10 protein-coding genes are annotated in these 16490 nt (G+C 63.9%); 5 read left to right on the plus strand and 5 right to left on the minus strand.

What is annotated here, in order from left to right; translation table 11 throughout:
- Nucleotides 1-100: 100 nt before the first annotated feature.
- Nucleotides 101-1780: an electron transfer flavoprotein-ubiquinone oxidoreductase gene (locus X757_RS139110; RefSeq protein ID WP_023727629.1), complete on the minus strand. Its 1680-nt coding sequence runs from the start codon at nucleotides 1778-1780 to the stop codon at nucleotides 101-103.
- A gap of 302 nt (nucleotides 1781-2082) precedes the next feature.
- On the opposite strand from X757_RS139110, the gene X757_RS139105 reads away from it, so the two are divergent.
- The 3 genes from X757_RS139105 to X757_RS139095 all read left to right on the plus strand — a co-directional run bounded on the left by X757_RS139105 (nucleotide 2083) and on the right by X757_RS139095 (nucleotide 4694).
- Entirely contained in the window at nucleotides 2083-2637 is a 555-nt protein-coding gene (locus tag X757_RS139105; RefSeq protein WP_023698594.1) for a hypothetical protein, read from the plus strand.
- Between the two features lie 141 nt (nucleotides 2638-2778).
- Nucleotides 2779-3657 (plus strand): uracil-DNA glycosylase family protein, encoded by an 879-nt coding sequence (locus tag X757_RS139100; RefSeq protein WP_023727630.1) that lies wholly within the window; start codon nucleotides 2779-2781, stop codon nucleotides 3655-3657.
- 224 nt (nucleotides 3658-3881) lie between these two features.
- Complete coding sequence (locus X757_RS139095; protein WP_023687252.1) at nucleotides 3882-4694, plus strand: helix-turn-helix domain-containing protein; 813 nt, start codon at nucleotides 3882-3884, stop codon at nucleotides 4692-4694.
- A 19-nt stretch (nucleotides 4695-4713) separates the two neighbouring features.
- Here the strand turns inward: X757_RS139095 and X757_RS139090 are convergent, their stop codons facing one another.
- The gene (locus tag X757_RS139090; RefSeq protein WP_023727631.1) at nucleotides 4714-5616 is read right to left on the minus strand and encodes a DMT family transporter; all 903 of its coding nucleotides are present in this window, start codon (nucleotides 5614-5616) and stop codon (nucleotides 4714-4716) included.
- A gap of 419 nt (nucleotides 5617-6035) precedes the next feature.
- On the opposite strand from X757_RS139090, the gene pepN reads away from it, so the two are divergent.
- Nucleotides 6036-8675 carry an aminopeptidase N gene (gene pepN, locus X757_RS139085; RefSeq protein WP_023727632.1) on the plus strand — a complete coding sequence of 880 codons (2640 nt, stop codon included), beginning with the start codon at nucleotides 6036-6038 and terminating at the stop codon, nucleotides 8673-8675.
- Between the two features lie 310 nt (nucleotides 8676-8985).
- Nucleotides 8986-11307 (plus strand): PAS domain-containing sensor histidine kinase, encoded by a 2322-nt coding sequence (locus X757_RS139080; protein ID WP_023727633.1) that lies wholly within the window; start codon nucleotides 8986-8988, stop codon nucleotides 11305-11307.
- 104 nt (nucleotides 11308-11411) lie between these two features.
- On the opposite strand, the gene X757_RS139075 is transcribed toward X757_RS139080, so the two are convergent.
- From X757_RS139075 to X757_RS139065, 3 genes are all read right to left on the minus strand, one after another.
- Nucleotides 11412-11885: a hypothetical protein gene (locus X757_RS139075; protein WP_023727634.1), complete on the minus strand. Its 474-nt coding sequence runs from the start codon at nucleotides 11883-11885 to the stop codon at nucleotides 11412-11414.
- Between the two features lie 64 nt (nucleotides 11886-11949).
- Nucleotides 11950-14916: a bifunctional [glutamine synthetase] adenylyltransferase/[glutamine synthetase]-adenylyl-L-tyrosine phosphorylase gene (locus tag X757_RS139070; protein ID WP_023727635.1), complete on the minus strand. Its 2967-nt coding sequence runs from the start codon at nucleotides 14914-14916 to the stop codon at nucleotides 11950-11952.
- Nucleotides 14916-16391, minus strand: a complete 1476-nt coding sequence (locus X757_RS139065) for a HAMP domain-containing sensor histidine kinase (protein WP_023727636.1) — start codon at nucleotides 16389-16391, stop codon at nucleotides 14916-14918. The genes X757_RS139070 and X757_RS139065 overlap by 1 nt, the downstream gene beginning before the upstream one ends.
- Nucleotides 16392-16490: the final 99 nt, after the last annotated feature.

The raw sequence follows: 16490 nt of genomic DNA on the forward strand, positions 1-16490 counted from the left end.
GCCGTCATCAACAAGCGATTCGTGTGTCATCGCAGTGTAGAATCACACCCGATTCCGCAAGGCAATACCTATCTTAGCGCCTATGCCCGGTCGGTGGGGCTCACATGCCCTGATAGACCGGGCCTTCGCCGCCTTGTGGCGGCACCCAGTTGATGTTCTGGTTGGGATCCTTGATGTCGCAGGTCTTGCAGTGCACGCAGTTCTGCGCGTTGATGACGAAGCGCACATCCTTGGCAGACGGATCGGCGGCGGCGTTGCCGTCCTTGTCGACCCATTCGTAAACACCGGCCGGGCAATAGCGGGTCGAAGGCCCGGCAAAGACATCATGCTCGGAACGCTTCTGCAACTCCATGTCGCCGACGATGAGATGCACCGGCTCGTTTTCCTCGTGATTGGTGTTGGACAGGAACACCGAGGACAGGCGGTCGAAGGTCAGCACGCCGTCCGCTTTGGGATAGGCGATCTTCTTGTGCTTGGCCGCGGGCTCAAGCGTGGCATAATCGGCCTTGCCATGTTTCAGCGTGCCGAAGGGCGAGAAGCCGAACAGCGTGTTCAGCCACATGTCGAGACCACCGAGGCCGACGCCGATAATGGTGCCGAAGCGCGACCAGAGCGGCTTGACGTTGCGGACCTTCTTCAAATCCTTGCCGATATCGGTCGCGCGCCAGGCGTCCTCATAAGACGACAGTTCGTCATTGGCGCGGCCGGAGCCGATCGCTTGCGCGACATGCTCGGCCGCCAGCATGCCGGACAGCACCGCATTGTGCGAACCCTTGATGCGCGGCACGTTGACGAAGCCCGCCGCACACCCCATCAGCGCGCCGCCGGGGAAGGAGAGTTTCGGCACCGACTGCCAGCCGCCTTCGGTAATGGCGCGCGCGCCATAGCCGATGCGCTTGGCGCCCTCGAAGGTGCGCGATATCGCCGGATGCGTCTTGAACCGTTGGAATTCCTCGAAGGGCGACAGCCAGGGGTTCTTGTAGTTGAGATGCAGGACGAAGCCGACCGCGACCTGGTTATCCTCGAGGTGGTAGAGGAAGGAGCCGCCCCCTGTCTTCAGGTCGAGCGGCCAGCCGAAGGAGTGCTGCACCAGGCCCGGCCGGTGGTTCTCGGGCTTGACCTGCCACAGCTCCTTGAGGCCGATGCCGTACTTGCCGGGCTCACGGCCGTCGGACAGTTTGTATTTTGCGATCAGCTGCTTGGACAGCGAACCGCGCGCGCCCTCGCCGATCAGCACGTATTTGCCCATCAGCGCCATGCCCGGCGCAAAGCCCGGGCCATGTGTGCCGTCTTTTTCGACGCCCATGTCGCCGGTGACGACGCCCGTGACCGCGCCGGCATCGTTGTAGACGAGGCTGGCGGCAGCAAAGCCCGGATAGATTTCGACGCCTAGCGCTTCAGCCTTGGTTGCCAGCCAGCGGCAGACATTGCCGAGCGAGACGATGTAGTTGCCGTGATTGTTCATCAGCGGCGGCATCAGGATATTGGGCAGACGGAACGAGCCGGCGGGGCCGAGCACCAGGAAATCGTCGGCCGTAACCGGCGTCTTGAAGGGGTGGCCATCTTCCTCGCGCCAGCCCGGCAACAGGCGGTCGATGCCTATGGGATCGACGACGGCGCCTGACAGAATGTGGGCACCAACCTCGCCGCCCTTTTCCAACACCACGACGGAAAGCTCGGGATTGACCTGCTTGAGACGGATCGCTGCGGCAAGGCCCGCCGGGCCGGCCCCGACGATGACCACGTCGAATTCCATGCTCTCGCGTTCGATCTCGCTCATCAACCCCTCCGCTCTGGCCAACCGTTTCCGGCATTTTGCTGGCTCCTGCGCTGCATAGCGCATCAATCCGCGACAGGAAACCGGCGCTGACGTGACAATGCCGATTTCGACAAAAAGTCGCGGATGACAACTCTGCCGCAAGCGTTTTGCGCGCGGCCGCGCTCAGCGTCCCATATTTTAATTGTTCGACGGCTCTCTTATCGGTCATACTTATTTCCATGCGCACGCCGTCCGGCTATTCATTGACGCGCTTCCCCCTTCCGCCCGGCCGGACCTGCCGAGCGATCCTTCTCGCCCTTTCAATGCTTACGCCGGTTCGCGCTCAGGCCGAGCCGGTGAAGGTGTGGGCGACCGGCGCCTATTCCTTTTCCGACGAGCTTGGCGGTTTCCACATCACCGGCGCCTCGGGCACCGGCACCAAGGAAGATCCGTTGGTCATCTCCGAGGAGCTGAATTCGTCGACGCCGGTGACGCTCACCATCCGCACCACCAAACCGATCCAGCCGTTCAGCACCAACGGCGAATTCGCCAACGGCATCCTGTACATGCGTATCGAGGTGCTCAACAACAGCGGCCAGGCCTGGGTCGAATTCCAGTTCGAGCTGCAGGAGATACTCAACCAGCCGAGCGTGTTCGGCGACGGCCTGTCCTTCGACCAGCGCAACAAGACGCCCGACAACATCCTGTCGAGCGCGTACGCCGATTTCGACCGCGATTTCGAACCCTATGACCGGCTCTTGTTCAAGAGTGGACAGATCGACCCGCTGAAGAGGGGACGCTTCGAGTTTCTGATAACCGACTACACGCCGCGCTGGACGTTCTATCTGGTGCAGGATCCGCGGATACCGACGGGGTAAGCGGCAGACGCCGTGAAAATCGCCACGAAATGCCCTTCGTGATTGGCGAAAGCCGACGAGCGCGTAATCTCCCTCCTTGAGGGGGAGATTACTAACCGCCCAACCTTGCAAATCGTCTCTCGGCGGACGAATGTGCCCGGCATGACTGCCGCCTCCCCCAACAACCGATCCGACCTGGCCGAGTTGCTCGCCTTCTACGCCTCTGCCGGTGTCGACGAAGCGTTGGAGGACGCGCCGGTGAACCGGTTTGCCGGGGCAGCACCGAAGCGCCCCGAGCGCACAACGGCGCCTGCCGCGCCGCCTCGCGAAAACAAGTTTCCGGAACAAGCCGCCGCCAGCCCCGGGCTGGACGCAAGCCGGGTGCCGGACGCGCCGGCGCGTTCCGTTCCGGCCATGGCGACGGTGCCCGACGAGGCACAGGCGGCCCTGGCCCGGCAAATGGCGGCAAGTGCCTCGACGCTCGACGAACTGCGCCAGCACATGGCGTCGTTCGATGGCTGCAACCTCAAATTCACCGCCAAGAACCTGGTCTTTGCCGACGGCAATCCGGAAGGTTCGGTGATGTTGGTCGGCGAGGCGCCCGGCCGCGACGAGGATATTGAGGGCCTGCCCTTCGTCGGCCGCTCGGGCCGGCTGCTCGACCGCATGCTGGCGGCGATCGGGCTTGACCGGACTTCGGTCTATATCGCCAACGTCATTCCCTGGCGGCCACCCGGCAACCGAACGCCGACGCCGCACGAGACCGAGATCTGCCGTCCGTTCGTCGAGCGGCAGATCGAGCTGGTCAATCCGAAGGTGCTGGTCAATCTCGGTGGCCCATCAGCCAAAACCTTGCTCAACACGACCGAGGGCATCCTGCGCCTGCGCGGCAATTGGCGCGTCCACACCACGGCTTCCGGTGTCGCCATTCCGGCGATGCCGACGCTGCATCCGGCCTATCTCTTGCGGACCCCTGCGCACAAGAAGCTGGCCTGGCGGGATTTTCTCGAGGTGAAGGCGAAGTTGCGGGAGGTGGGGTGAAGCGCGCCTCTTCCTTCCACCCTTGTGGGGGAAGGTGGATCGGCGCGCAGCGCCGAGACGGATGAGGGGTGTTCCAGCGGAGTGAGACGTTGGCGTTCCCTGGAACACCCCTCATCCGACCGAGCTTCGCTCGGCCACCTTCTCCCACAGGGGGAGAAGGGAGAACCGCGCAAATGACCTCCCAGGTAATTGAAATACGCCTCTCCCCGGCCTACTCATCCCCCATGACAACAGCCCAAACCTCCGCCGGCAGCCTGATCCGCGAATGGCGCACGCGCCGGCGCATGAGCCAGCTTGATCTCGCAATGGAGGCTGAGATTTCCCAGCGTCATCTCTCCTTCGTCGAAAGCGGCCGCGCCGCGCCCTCGCGCGAGATGGTGCTGCATCTGGCCGAGCAGCTTGAGATTCCGCTGCGGCAGCGTAATCAGCTGTTGCTGGCTGCCGGCTTTGCCCCGAGCTTCAGCGAGCGGCCACTCACAGATACGACGCTGGCGCCGGCGCTTGCCGCGGTCGAGAGCGTGCTCAAAGGGCATGAGCCGTTCCCCGCCCTCGCCGTCGACCGGCACTGGAACCTGATTTCCGCCAATGCCGCCATCGGCCCGTTTCTGGCCGATGTTGCCGAGCCGTCGCTGCTCCAGCCGCCGGTCAATGTGCTGCGCCTCAGCCTGCACCCGAACGGCATCGCACCGCGCATCGTCAATCTCGCGGAATGGCGGGCGCATCTGCTGGAGCGGCTGAAACACCAGAACGATGCCGCCGGCGATCCCGTCCTGGTCGAGCTGGAGCGCGAATTGCGAACCTATCCGTCCGGGCTCAAGGGTGCGCGGCCGGTGCCGGTCGAGCCCAACGGCATCGTCCATCCGCTGCGGCTGGCGCATGGCGACCAAGTGCTGTCCTTCATCAGCACCATCACCGTCTTCGGCACGCCGCTTGACGTGACGCTGTCGGAACTGGCGATCGAGTCTTTCTTCCCGGCCGACGAGCAGACGCGAGCGGTGCTGGTGCGGCTGGCGAAGGAACGTGCGGAAGCTAACTGAGCCAACCCCGCGGACCTCCTCACCCCTGTGGTGGCGCTGCCTTGCGCGTTCGGGTGCGTTCCAGGCCGAGTTGGCGCTCGCGCCAGATGATGAAGATGCCGGCGGCAACGACGATCACACCGCCGGCGAGCGTGTTGATGGTGGCGATATCGCCAAAGGCGAAATAGCCGACGACGACGCCGAGGATCATCGAGGTGTATTCGAACGGCGCCACCACCGAAGCTTCGGCATGGCGGTACGCCGCCGTCATCAAAATCTGCGCCAGCCCGCCACAGAAGCCCGCTGCGACCAGCAGACCGGCCTGCGGCGGTGTCAGCGCCTGCCAGCCGAAGGGCAGTGTAAGCAGCGCCATGACACTCGCCGTCGCCGAGAACCACAACACGATGGTCGCTGTTCGTTCAGTCTGGACAAGATTGCGCACGAGCAGGATGGCATTGGCGGAGATTGCGGCAGAAACAAGAGCAGCGATGACGCCCAGCACCTCCTGGTCGCCGAGCGCGACGCCCGACGTGAGCAGCGTCAGCTCCGGCCAGGAGATGATCAGCACGCCGACCAGACCGACCGCAACCGCGCTCCAGCGATAGACGCGAATGGCTTCGCCGAGGAATAGCGAGGAGAACACCACCACCAGCAAAGGCTGGGCATAGTTCAGCGTGATCGCCTCAGGCAGCGGCAGCCGGGTCAGCGCAAAGAAGCCGAGCCCCATGGCGCAAACGCCGACGACACCGCGCGCAATGTGGTTCAGCGGGCGTTTGGTGGCGAACGCCGTACCGAGTTTTCTCTTGAAGGCCAGGAAGGCGATGATCGGGAAGATGGCGAAGAAGGAGCGGAAGAAGACGATCTGGCCGGCCGGCAAAGTGCCGGCGGCCTTGATGCAGGTTTGCATGCCGACAAAGACCGCCACCGACATGACCTTGAGCATGATCCCAGTGAGAACATTAGAGCGCCGCGCGTCGTCTTCGACGCGCAAAGGACGCTCTGACACTTTAAATCTGCGCATCGTGCTTTCCAAAAATCGACATCGATTTTTGGGCCGATGCGCGCCGGGATGATCGGACAGTTTCCCGCCCGCTTCGTCTCCAGGCCCGGCTTTCACTGTTCTGTTGCTTCCCGGATCTCCGCTGAGATGCGCGTCGAACGACGCGGTACACAGGCGCCCATGCCGAACTTCGATGTGACGACGGTCATCAAGGCCTCACGATGATGGCGGAAGGGGAACGCCCCGAAATAGGCATTGGCGCAGTTTTGTCGAGTGGCCGTTTCGTGTAAAGAGCGCGCAACTTTAGATTAATGGGCCAGGACACGTCAGCGGCTCCGATAGCGACAGGGAAACCCAAGGGAATGCGAACCGATACCGGCCAGGTCTTCAAGCTCGAAGACTACCGCCCCAACGACTTTTCCATCCCGCAAACCGGCCTCACCTTCCGCCTTTCGCCAGACGCAACGCGTGTCACCGGAGTGCTGACGATCGAACGCCGCGATGGCGCCGCCGCCTCGACGTCGCTGGTGCTGGACGGCGACGGGCTGGTGCTCAAGCGCATTGCCATCGACGGTCGCGAGCTTGCCCCGGCCGAGTATCTCGCCACGCCGGACCAGCTGACCATTTTGAGGCCGCCGGCCCGTTTCCAGCTGCTGCTCGAGACCGAGATCGCGCCGGCCAGCAATGAGGCGCTGATGGGCCTCTACCGCTCCAGCAATGTCTATTGCACGCAATGCGAGGCCGAGGGCTTTCGCCGCATCACCTATTTCCTCGACCGCCCCGACATCCTGTCGGTCTATACCGTGCGTATCGAGGCGAGGCTGGACGAAGCGCCGCTGTTGCTTTCCAACGGCAATCCGGTCGAAAGCGGCGCGCTTGCCGACGGCTGGCACTTTGCAGTCTGGGACGACCCCTTCCCCAAGCCGTCCTATCTGTTTGCGCTCGTGGCCGGCAATCTCGGCAAGGTTGCGGACAGTTTCGTCACCATGTCCGGGCGCGAGGTCGAACTCGGCATCTATGTCGAGGCAGGCAAGGAGGGGCTTGCCGGCTACGCCATGGATGCGCTGAAGCGCTCGATGCAATGGGACGAGCAGGCCTTCGGCCGCGAATACGACCTCGACGTCTTCAACATCGTCGCCGTTTCCGACTTCAACATGGGGGCCATGGAGAACAAGGGCCTCAATATCTTCAACGACAAATATGTGCTGGCCGACCGGGAAACCGCCACCGATGCCGATTTCGCCAATATCGAGGCGATCATCGCGCATGAGTATTTCCACAACTGGACCGGCAACAGGATCACCTGCCGCGATTGGTTCCAGCTCTGCCTGAAAGAAGGGCTGACGGTTTTTCGCGACCACGAATTCTCCGCCGACCAGCGCTCGCGCGCGGTCAAGCGCATCGCCGAAGTGCGCACGCTCAGGGCACACCAGTTCCCCGAGGACCAGGGACCGCTGGCGCATCCGGTGCGGCCGCGCCGCTACCGCGAGATCAACAATTTCTACACGGCGACCGTCTACGAAAAAGGCTCGGAAGTCGTGCGCATGATCCGCACCATTCTCGGACCTGACACGTTCCGCGCCGGAATGGATCTCTATTTCGAGCGCCATGACGGCGAAGCAGCGACGATCGAGGATTTCCTCAAAGTGTTCGAGGACGCCTCCGGGCGCGATCTGTCGCAATTCGCGCTCTGGTACCACCAGGCGGGCACGCCGAACCTGACCGTCAGTTCGACGCACAATCCGGCCACGCGCGAGTTCACGCTCGAGATCGAGCAGTCGGTGCCGCCGACGCCGTCGGAAAGCCGCAAGCGGCTGATGCACATCCCGCTCGCCTTCGGGCTGGTCGGCGCCGGCGGCGAACCGGTTGCCTATGGCGGCGTCGAGGGCGCCGCCGTCGAGGACGGTGTCATCCATATTCGCAAGCGCCGTCACATGGTGCGCTTCTCAGGCGTTGCCGAGCGGCCGGCGGTGTCGCTCAACCGCGGCTTTTCGGCACCGATCACGCTTTCGGTCGAGCAGAAGGCCGACGACCAGTTCTTTCTCGCCGGCCATGACAGCGATGCCTTTGCGCGCTGGCAGGCGTTCAACACGCTTTTGACCGATGCGCTGATAGCGGCCTTCCGCCAGATCCTCGGCGGCGCAAAGCCGGCCTTCACCGCCAGGCTGACCGGACTTGCCGGCAAGATCGCCGGCGACGAGACGCTGGAACCCGCTTACCGGGCACTGGCGCTTTCGCTTCCGGGCGAGGCCGACATTGCTCGCGACATCGGCAGGAATATCGACCCCGACGCCATCTTCGCCGCCCGCGAGGCGCTGGCGCTGGCAATCGCGCGCGCCAATCAGCAAACGTTCACCGACCTATACGGCCGCCTCGCCGACGACGGGCCGTTCAGCCCCGACGCGGCAAGTGCGGGACGCCGCGCGCTGCGCAACATCCTGCTCGACTACCTCTCGCTGCTGCCGAAAGGGGCTGCGCTCGCCGCCCGGCATTTCGAGGTCGCGACGAACATGACCGACCGCGCCGCAGCGCTGACCGTCCTTGCGCACCGCCATGACGGTTCGCCGGAGGCGATCAAGGCGCTGGCCGATTTCGAGGCCCGTTATGGCGCCGATCCGCTGGTCATGGACAAATGGTTCCAGATCCAGGCCAGCGTGCCGGGACCCCGGACAGTCGACACGGTACGCGAGCTGACTGGTCACGCAGCTTTCTCGATGGCCAATCCGAACCGGGTGCGCTCGCTGGTCGGCACATTCGCCAGCGCCAACCAGACCGGCTTCCACCGCGCCGATGGCGAAGGCTACCGGTTTTTTACCCAGACCGTACTCGAGGTTGAAAAACGCAATCCGCAAGTGGCGGCCAGGCTGGCGACAGCGCTGCGCTCGTGGCGCTCGCTGGAGCCGGGCAGGCAAGCCAAGGCCAGGGAAGCGCTGCTGGCCATCGCCGGTGCCGAGAACCTGTCGGCGGATTTGCGGGACATTGTGGAGCGAACGCTGGCCTGATCCCTCCCCCTTGAGGGGACGGTGGACAGCCGCCGAAGGCGGATGGACGGGTGGGGTCGTTGCGGCAGTGCGCGACCTCGACCAACTTCGACCGTGATTGAGAGAGTCGAGCGCTTCGCCGAGGACCCCACCCGGCCCTTCGGGCCACCCTCCCCTCAAGGGGAGGGATTTCAGCGTTATTTCAATCAATTTTTAATGTTTTTCGGCCGCGCCTCTGGACAAGGCGAATCACCTTTGATTCTTTACAGACGATTCGGATGTGCGGTGTTGCCGGATCGTCAAGCGTACGGAAATTCGGGGAGTGCCATTTATGGCCAAGGCGGACGCGTGGGGCGCGCCCGAAGGGACGGCTTTTGAGCGGCGCAAGGCGCGAGGCGACGGCCTCGCCGGCAATACGCGGCTCATCGCTGAACCAGCCTACCGGCGGCTCCTGGCTGCCGAACCCCTTCTGCGCCGTTCGATACCGGCTCTCATCATCATCTTCCTGATCGTCATCGCCGCACTGCGCGTGCTGTCGCTGATGAACGAGCGCGACGAGGCCGAGCGCGACGGCAAGGCGGTGCTAGGTCTCGCCGCCGGCCAGATGGCGAACGCAATCTCGGCCGACCCGACCGCGGCATCCAGCGGTGCAATTGATCTTCTGGAAAGCACGAGCCGCCAGGGCGCCATGGGCAGAAGCCATGTGCTTGTGATCACCGACAGCGCCTTCAAGATCATTGCCGTGTCGCCGCTGTCGACCAGCTGGCAAGGGCGATCGCTGGACAGCCTGGTGCTGGACGGCCAGCCGCTGTTCATGTTCGGCGACCGCGCCGGGGTCATGGATGTCAGCATCGGCGGCCAGGACTGGTACGCGGCGGTGAGCCTGACCCGGGACCGCAAGAACGCCGCCGCCGTGCTGGTGCCGCAGGAAGCGGTGTTCGACAACTGGCGCAAGACCGTCTCGCTCAACGTCACGCTGTTTGTGCTGACAGCCGGCGTGCTGATCATCATCCTCTACGCCTATTTCGGCCAGGCATCGCGCGCCCAGACAGCCGACCGCATCTATCTCGAAGCCCATCAGCGCATCGACATGGCGCTGGTTCGCGGTCGCTGCGGCCTGTGGGACTGGGACATGGTGCGCGGCAAGATGTACTGGTCGCGCTCGATGTACGACATGCTGGGCTACGAGCCCTGCAACTCGATGCTGTCGTTCGGCGAGGTCGACGACATCATCCACCCCGAGGACGGCGACCTGTTCGAGCTGGCCAACAAAATCGTCGAGCGCGAGATCGACCATATCGACCAGGTGTTCCGGATGCGTCACGCCGACGGCCAGTGGGTGTGGATGCGCGCCAGGGCCCAGGTGATCGACCCGGAAGCGCCTGAGATCCAGCTGATCGGCATTGCCGTCGACGTCACCGAGCAGCGGCATCTGGCGCTGCGCTCGGAGGCGGCCGACCTGCGCCTGCGGACCGCGATCGAAAACATCAACGAATCCTTCGTGCTGTGGGATGCCGCCCAGCGCCTGATCATGTGCAATTCCAAATACCAGAAGGACAACGGCCTGTCGGACCGCGACGTCATGCCGGGCGCTGCGCGCGCCGTGCTTGAAGAGCGCATGCTGGCCTTCGCCTCTGAACGGCGGCTGGCCAACACCAACGGGCCGCAAGGGGGCGCAACCTTCGAGCGGCAGCTCTCCGACGGCCGCTGGCTGCAGGTCAACGAACTGAGGACCCGGGACGGCGGCACGGTCTCCGTCGGCTCCGACATCACCCAGATCAAGCTGCACCAGGAAAAGCTGGTCGACAGCGAGCGCCGGCTGATGGCGACCATCCACGACCTCAGCCTCGCCCGCCGGGCCGAGGAAGAGCGCGCCAAGGAACTGGTCGAGCTCAACCGCGAATATATGAAGGAAACCGAGCGCGCCGAGGCCGCCAATCGGGCCAAATCCGAATTCCTAGCCAACATGTCGCACGAGCTGCGCACGCCGCTCAACGCCATCATCGGGTTCTCCGAACTGATGGAACAAGGCCTGTTCGGGCCGCTCGGTTCGCCGCGCTACGAGGAATATGCCAACGACATCAACGGCAGCGGCAAATATCTGCTCGGCGTCATCAACGACATACTCGATATGTCGAAGATCGAAGCCGGCCAATTCTCGGTGGACCGCGAGGAAATCGATCTCTGCCCGCTGATCCGCGAGACGGTGCGGGTGATCTCGCTGCAGGCGGCGGAGAAATCGATCACGGTCGAAACCCGCATCGCCGATACGATGACGCTGTTCGCCGACCGCCGGGCGATCAAGCAGATCGCCATCAATCTGCTGTCGAATGCGGTGAAGTTCACCGGTCAGGGCGGCCATATCTCGGTGCGCGCCCGCAACACGTCAGGCGCGCTGGTGCTGACCATCGAGGACAATGGCTGCGGCATTCCGAAGGAGGCACTGAGCAAGCTTGGCCGCCCCTTCGAACAGGTGCAGAACCAGTTTTCGAAGAACCACGCCGGCTCCGGCCTCGGCCTTGCCATCTCGCGCTCGCTGGCCGAGCTGCAGGGCGGCGCGCTGAAAATCCGCTCGACCGAAGGCGTCGGCACGATCGTGTCGGTGCGCATTCCGGTGAAGAAGCCGGCGCTGGCGGTGAAGGCGGCGGCCTGACGGCCCGCCAATGCGAGCGGTGCTCTGCGCCGCGTTCAAGGACTGAGTAGCCCCGGTCATGTAAGGGCTCCGGCGGCTTTCGCCGCCGGAGACATATCGCCATTTCACTCCATGCTGTCGTCGCCGCCGTCCCATTGGTGGTGGCGGCCCATGCGGCCTTTCTTTGGCAGTTCGTTGCGCTCGATCTTGCCGTCATTGTTGCGGTCGAGCATGGCGAACACCTTCTTCTCGCGCCCGGTGATGTCGTCCGTGGTCAGCGTGCCGTCGCCCTTGCTGTCGTCGCGGGCAACTATGCGCTTGGCCATTTCCTCGAACCGCGCCTTCTCCAGCGCGTCAGCGAGCTGGGCGACTGTCAGCTTGCCGCCATTATCGGCGACCAGCTTCTTCAGCCGCGCGTTCATGGCGTCGGAAAACTGGTCGAAGCTGATGGTGCCGTTGGAATCCTTCATCGCCTTGTCGAGGCGCATCATCGCGCCCTCGCGCATTCTGGCGCTGGCATTGTTCTCGGCATAGGCGGTGGTGCCAACGGCGCCGGCAAGCGCGACAAAGGCAAGGGCAAGTCCGGTTGTCTTTCTCATGGGTATCTCCTGTTGCATCGTCACCCCCGATGCGATCCGAAACAGCCGCCAACGCTTCACGCCCTCACGACCGTTTCGTACGAAGCAAAAGGTTGAAATCCTTTCTGACCTTTTGCGACGTTTCCTTGAGATGTGCTTCCAGCACACCGAAATCCGGCAGGTCAGTCACCGCCAGAAGCAGATCCGACAATCCCGGCGGAACGTCATCGCGTTCGAATGCACCGGTGAGGCAAAGCCGCGTCATCTGGGTCAGCGCCAGATAGAGTTGGTAGGCTTCGCAAAGCTGCTGCCTGACGTCAGCCTCGGCGAAATCCGGCGACAGATGCGCCAGGATTTCGCCGGTCGCGGTCACCCTGCGGCCGGCTTCGACCTGCCCGGTTATAACCGCCACCTGCGCGATGAATTCGAGGTCGATGAGGCCGCCGGAGATGAGCTTGATGTCCCAGAGATCGCGCGGCGATTTTTCCTTCTCGATCAGCGCGCGCATCTCGGATGCCTCCGCCCTCACCTTGGCGGCGTCGCGCGGCAAGGCCAGAAGTGCCGCCACCTCGGCCTCGACCTCGGCGCAAAGGGCCGCGTCGCCGCCGATGGCGCGCGCCCTTGCCAAAGCCATGTGCTCCCAGGTCCAGGCCTCCTGGCGCTGGTATTTCTTGAAGGCATCGATGTGGGTGGCCACCGGCCCCTTGTTGCCGGATGGCCGCAAGCGCAGGTCGAGCTCGTAGAGAACGCCTTCGGCGGTCGGCGCCGAGACAGCCGCGATCAGCCGCTGCGTCATCCTGGTATAGTAGTGCGATGGTGCGAGCGGCTTGTCGCCGTCGGACTCGTCGGCATCCGCGTCGTGGTCGTAGAGCAGAATGAGGTCGACGTCCGAACCAGCCGTCAATTCGCGGCTGCCGAGCTTACCCATGCCGAGCAGCGACACGGTGCCGCCGGCGATGCGGCCATGACGCAGCGCGAATTCGGTGGTCACCGCCTGCAATGCGGCGTCGATGGTGAGGTCGGCGAGATCGGAAAAGGCGCGGCCGGCGCGCGCCGGGTCGATCGAGCCGGCGAGCAGCCTGACACCGATCAGGAATTTCTGCTCGGAGGCAAAGATGCGCAGCCGGTCAAGCACATCCTCGTAGGGCCTGTCGCCATCGATGAAAGCGGCCAACCGCGCTGAGAGATAGGCGCGGTTGGGCAGTTCGGTGAGCAGCGCCGGGTCGAGCAGACCGTCGAAGACATGCGGGCGCCTTGTGATGATTGCCGCCAGCCGAGGCGCGGCGCCCATGATCGTCGCCATAAGCTTCAGCAGAGCGGGATTCGACTGCAGCAGCGAAAACAGCTGGATGCCGGCGGGCAGGCCGGCGAGGAATTCATCGAAGCGAACCAGCGCCTCGTCGGCCCGGCGCGTCTGGCCGAAGGCTTTGAGCAGCGCCGGCGTCAGTTCGGTCAGCCGCTCGCGCGCTTCCGCCGACTGGGTGGCGCGATAGCGGCCGAAATGCCAGCCCCGAATGACGCGGCAGATGTCGCTTGGCCGCTGGAAGCCAAGGCCATGCAAGGTCTGCAGCGTGTCGGGATCGTCGACATCGCCGGTGAAGACCAGATTGCCGACGCCGGCCGACAATTCAGGCGCAGTCTCGAACAGCGCGGCGTAATGGCGCTCGACCTCATGCAAAGCCGCGCGAAAGGTTTCGGCAAATCTGGCGGCATCGGCAAAGCCCAGCATATGGGCGATGCGTTCCAGCCCTTCATCATCGTCGGGCAGAATATGCGTCTGCTCGTCGGCGACCATCTGGATGGCGTGTTCCACGCCGCGCAGAAACCAATATTGCTGCGTGAGCGCGTCGCGTGCATCGGCGGTGATCCAGTTGCGCGCCGCCAGCGCACCCAGCATCGGCACCGTCTCGCGGCCGCGCAGCTCCGGAAAACGGCCGCCGGCGATCAGTTGCTGGGTCTGGACGAAGAACTCGATTTCGCGAATGCCGCCGCGGCCGAGCTTGACGTTGTGTCCTTTGACCGCGATCTCGCCATGACCCTTGTGGGCATGGATCTGGCGCTTGATCGAATGAACGTCGGCGATCGCCGCATAGTCCATGTATTTGCGCCAGACATAGGGCTGCAATTCCCGCAGGAACGCGTCCCCGGCATCGAGATCGCCGGCCACGGGACGCGCCTTGATCATGGCGGCGCGCTCCCAGTTCTGGCCGCGCGCCTCATAGTAGCGAAGTGCTGCCTCGACCGGGATGGCCAGCGGCGTCGAGCCTGGATCGGGACGAAGCCTCAAATCGGTGCGGAAGACATAGCCGTGCCCGGTGCGGTCCTGCAGGATGCGGACCAGCCTGCGGGTCAGGCGCGCAAACAGCTCTGTGGCGTCGAGCGGATCGACGATTGCCGGCGCATCCGGATCGAAGAAGACGACCAGGTCGATGTCGGAGGAGAAATTCAGTTCATGCGCGCCAAGCTTGCCCATGCCGAGCACGATCCAGCCGGATTGCCGTGACGGATTTTCGGGATCGGGCAATTTGAGCTTGCCTTGGCTGTGCGCCTCGCGCAGCAGGAAGTCGACCGCCGCGCAGGTGCAGGCATCGGCGAGATTGCTGAGGCGCCTTACCGTCAGCGCTGCATCGGCCTCGCCGGAGAGGTCTGCAAGTGCGATCAGGAAGTGAGCTTCACCCTTCCACTGCCTGAGTTCCATCATCAGGCTGGATTCGGAAACGGTCTCGGAAAAGGCGGCCTTGCCGATCGCTTCGGCGATGGCGAGCAGCCGAGCCTCGACACTGCCATCGAACAGCGCGTCGAGGATTTGCGGCCGGCGGCGAGCAACATCGCGGAGGAAGGGCGAGAGATCGAAGACGGCAGCAAGAAACTCCTGTGCGGCGCCCTTGCCTTCTAGGAATTTCGCCAGCCGCGGCAGGTTCTCGTCCTTGGCATCGCCAGCGATCTCCGACAGTTCACGCCGGGCGCGGGTCTCATCCAGCGGCGCGAGCTGCGCCGCCAGTTGCAGGCGCCATTCGGTCTCGATCCGTTTCGCAGCCATCCTCACCGCCATCAATGGTCCTCCCGCGCCGGGAAGCTCATGATAACGGACAATCCGGGATTGGCAGGCAGAAGTTCAAGCCGGCCATTGTGAAAAGTCATGATCGCCTTGGCGAGGCTGAGGCCAAGACCGGATCCCGGCTGCGAGCGGCTCTTTTCCAGCCGCACGAAGCGCTCGGTCGCCCTGGCGCGGTCGGCGTCATCAGGGATGCCATGGCCGTTGTCGGCAACAGAAAGGCGGATTTCGTGACCGACGCGCTGCAGGGCTACGCGCACAGCAGGCTTTTCCGTCGCATCGGTCGAGTATTTGATGGCGTTGTCGACGATGTTCGACAGCGCCTGGCCGATCAGCTCGCGGTTGCCATTGACGGAAAAATTCCCGTCCGCGGCAGTTTCGAGCACCACGCCAGCCTCCTCCGCCACCGGCTCATAAAGCTCGACAACGTCATGCACCGCGGCGGCGAGATCGACCTTGCTGGTCCTCTCCGAGGAATAGCCGGCCTCCAGCCTGGAGATCATCAGGATGGCGTTGAAGGTTTTTATCAGCTGGTCGGATTCGGCCATGGTGCCTTCCAGCGCCTGCCGGTAGTCGGTGGTCTTGTGCTTGCCCGAAAGTGTCGCCTCAGCGCGGTTGCGCAGTCTGGTCAGCGGCGTCTTCAAATCATGGGCGATGTTGTCGGAGACCTGCTTCAGCCCTTCGTTGAGCGTCGCTATCCTGGCCAGCATGGTGTTGAGGTTTTCCGACAGGCGGTCGAACTCATCGCCGGCGCCGGTCACCGGCAGCCGTCCCGTGAGATCGCCGCCCATGATGCGGCGGCTTGCTTCCGAGACGCTATCGATGCGCTTCAGCGCGGCGCGGCCGACAAAGAACCAGATCAGCAGCCCGCCCACTCCCATCATACCCAGCGCCAGCATCAGGGCGCGGCGAACGACGGCGCGGAAGCGCTCGGGTTCGCCGAGATCGCGGCCGACAAGCATGATCATCTGGTTGGGCAGCCGCAGCACCAGCGCGATGGCGTTGTGGCCCTTCTCGCCCTCGGACTGAATTTCGGTCTCGCCGGGCTGCGCGCCATTCGGGTCAGAAGCCTGGTTGCGCTGCCGTTCGAGCTCACCTTCGCCGAAACGGCGATAGGAGAAGGGTTCGGTCGTCCAGCCATCGGTCTCGAGCACCCCCGGTGCCAGGCTCTGCACGTTGCCGGTGAGGATCTGGCCGTTGACGTCGGCAATGAGATAGAGGTTGGCGCCGGGCTGGCGCGAGCGCTGCTCGACGACGCGCACCAGCCGCGGCAGGCCGCCGCTCTGATAGGCACGGGCGAGGCCGAGCACCTCGTCATTGATGGTCTGCTGGGTCTGGCCGGTCAGCATGCGGGCCGACAACGACGTCATGTAGAAGACCAGCAACACGGCACATAGCGCGAAAAGCAGGAAATAAAGCGCTGAAAGCCGCGCCGCCGTCGTCCTCATGATGGCCGGCAGGGAAAGGGCCATCGAGTTCTAGCTCATGATGAGATTTGGCTGAAATCTCATCATGACCTACCCCTTTGTTGGAGCATGATCTTCTCCAAAAACCGGTACCCACTTTTTGGG

The sequence above is a fragment of the Mesorhizobium sp. LSHC412B00 genome, from assembly GCF_000503035.1.
Classification (GTDB): Bacteria; Pseudomonadota; Alphaproteobacteria; order Rhizobiales; family Rhizobiaceae; genus Mesorhizobium.

What these genes read in the sequence shown, in the direction of transcription:
- X757_RS139110 (WP_023727629.1), bottom strand. Translation starts at nt 1,780, where the DNA reads ATGAGCGAGATCGAACGCGAGAGCATGGAATTCGACGTGGTCATCGTC.
- X757_RS139105 (WP_023698594.1), top strand. Translation starts at nt 2,083, where the DNA reads ATGCTTACGCCGGTTCGCGCTCAGGCCGAGCCGGTGAAGGTGTGGGCG.
- X757_RS139100 (WP_023727630.1), top strand. Translation starts at nt 2,779, where the DNA reads ATGACTGCCGCCTCCCCCAACAACCGATCCGACCTGGCCGAGTTGCTC.
- X757_RS139095 (WP_023687252.1), top strand. Translation starts at nt 3,882, where the DNA reads ATGACAACAGCCCAAACCTCCGCCGGCAGCCTGATCCGCGAATGGCGC.
- X757_RS139090 (WP_023727631.1), bottom strand. Translation starts at nt 5,616, where the DNA reads ATGCTCAAGGTCATGTCGGTGGCGGTCTTTGTCGGCATGCAAACCTGC.
- pepN (WP_023727632.1), top strand. Translation starts at nt 6,036, where the DNA reads ATGCGAACCGATACCGGCCAGGTCTTCAAGCTCGAAGACTACCGCCCC.
- X757_RS139080 (WP_023727633.1), top strand. Translation starts at nt 8,986, where the DNA reads ATGGCCAAGGCGGACGCGTGGGGCGCGCCCGAAGGGACGGCTTTTGAG.
- X757_RS139075 (WP_023727634.1), bottom strand. Translation starts at nt 11,885, where the DNA reads ATGAGAAAGACAACCGGACTTGCCCTTGCCTTTGTCGCGCTTGCCGGC.
- X757_RS139070 (WP_023727635.1), bottom strand. Translation starts at nt 14,916, where the DNA reads ATGGCGGTGAGGATGGCTGCGAAACGGATCGAGACCGAATGGCGCCTG.
- X757_RS139065 (WP_023727636.1), bottom strand. Translation starts at nt 16,391, where the DNA reads ATGGCCCTTTCCCTGCCGGCCATCATGAGGACGACGGCGGCGCGGCTT.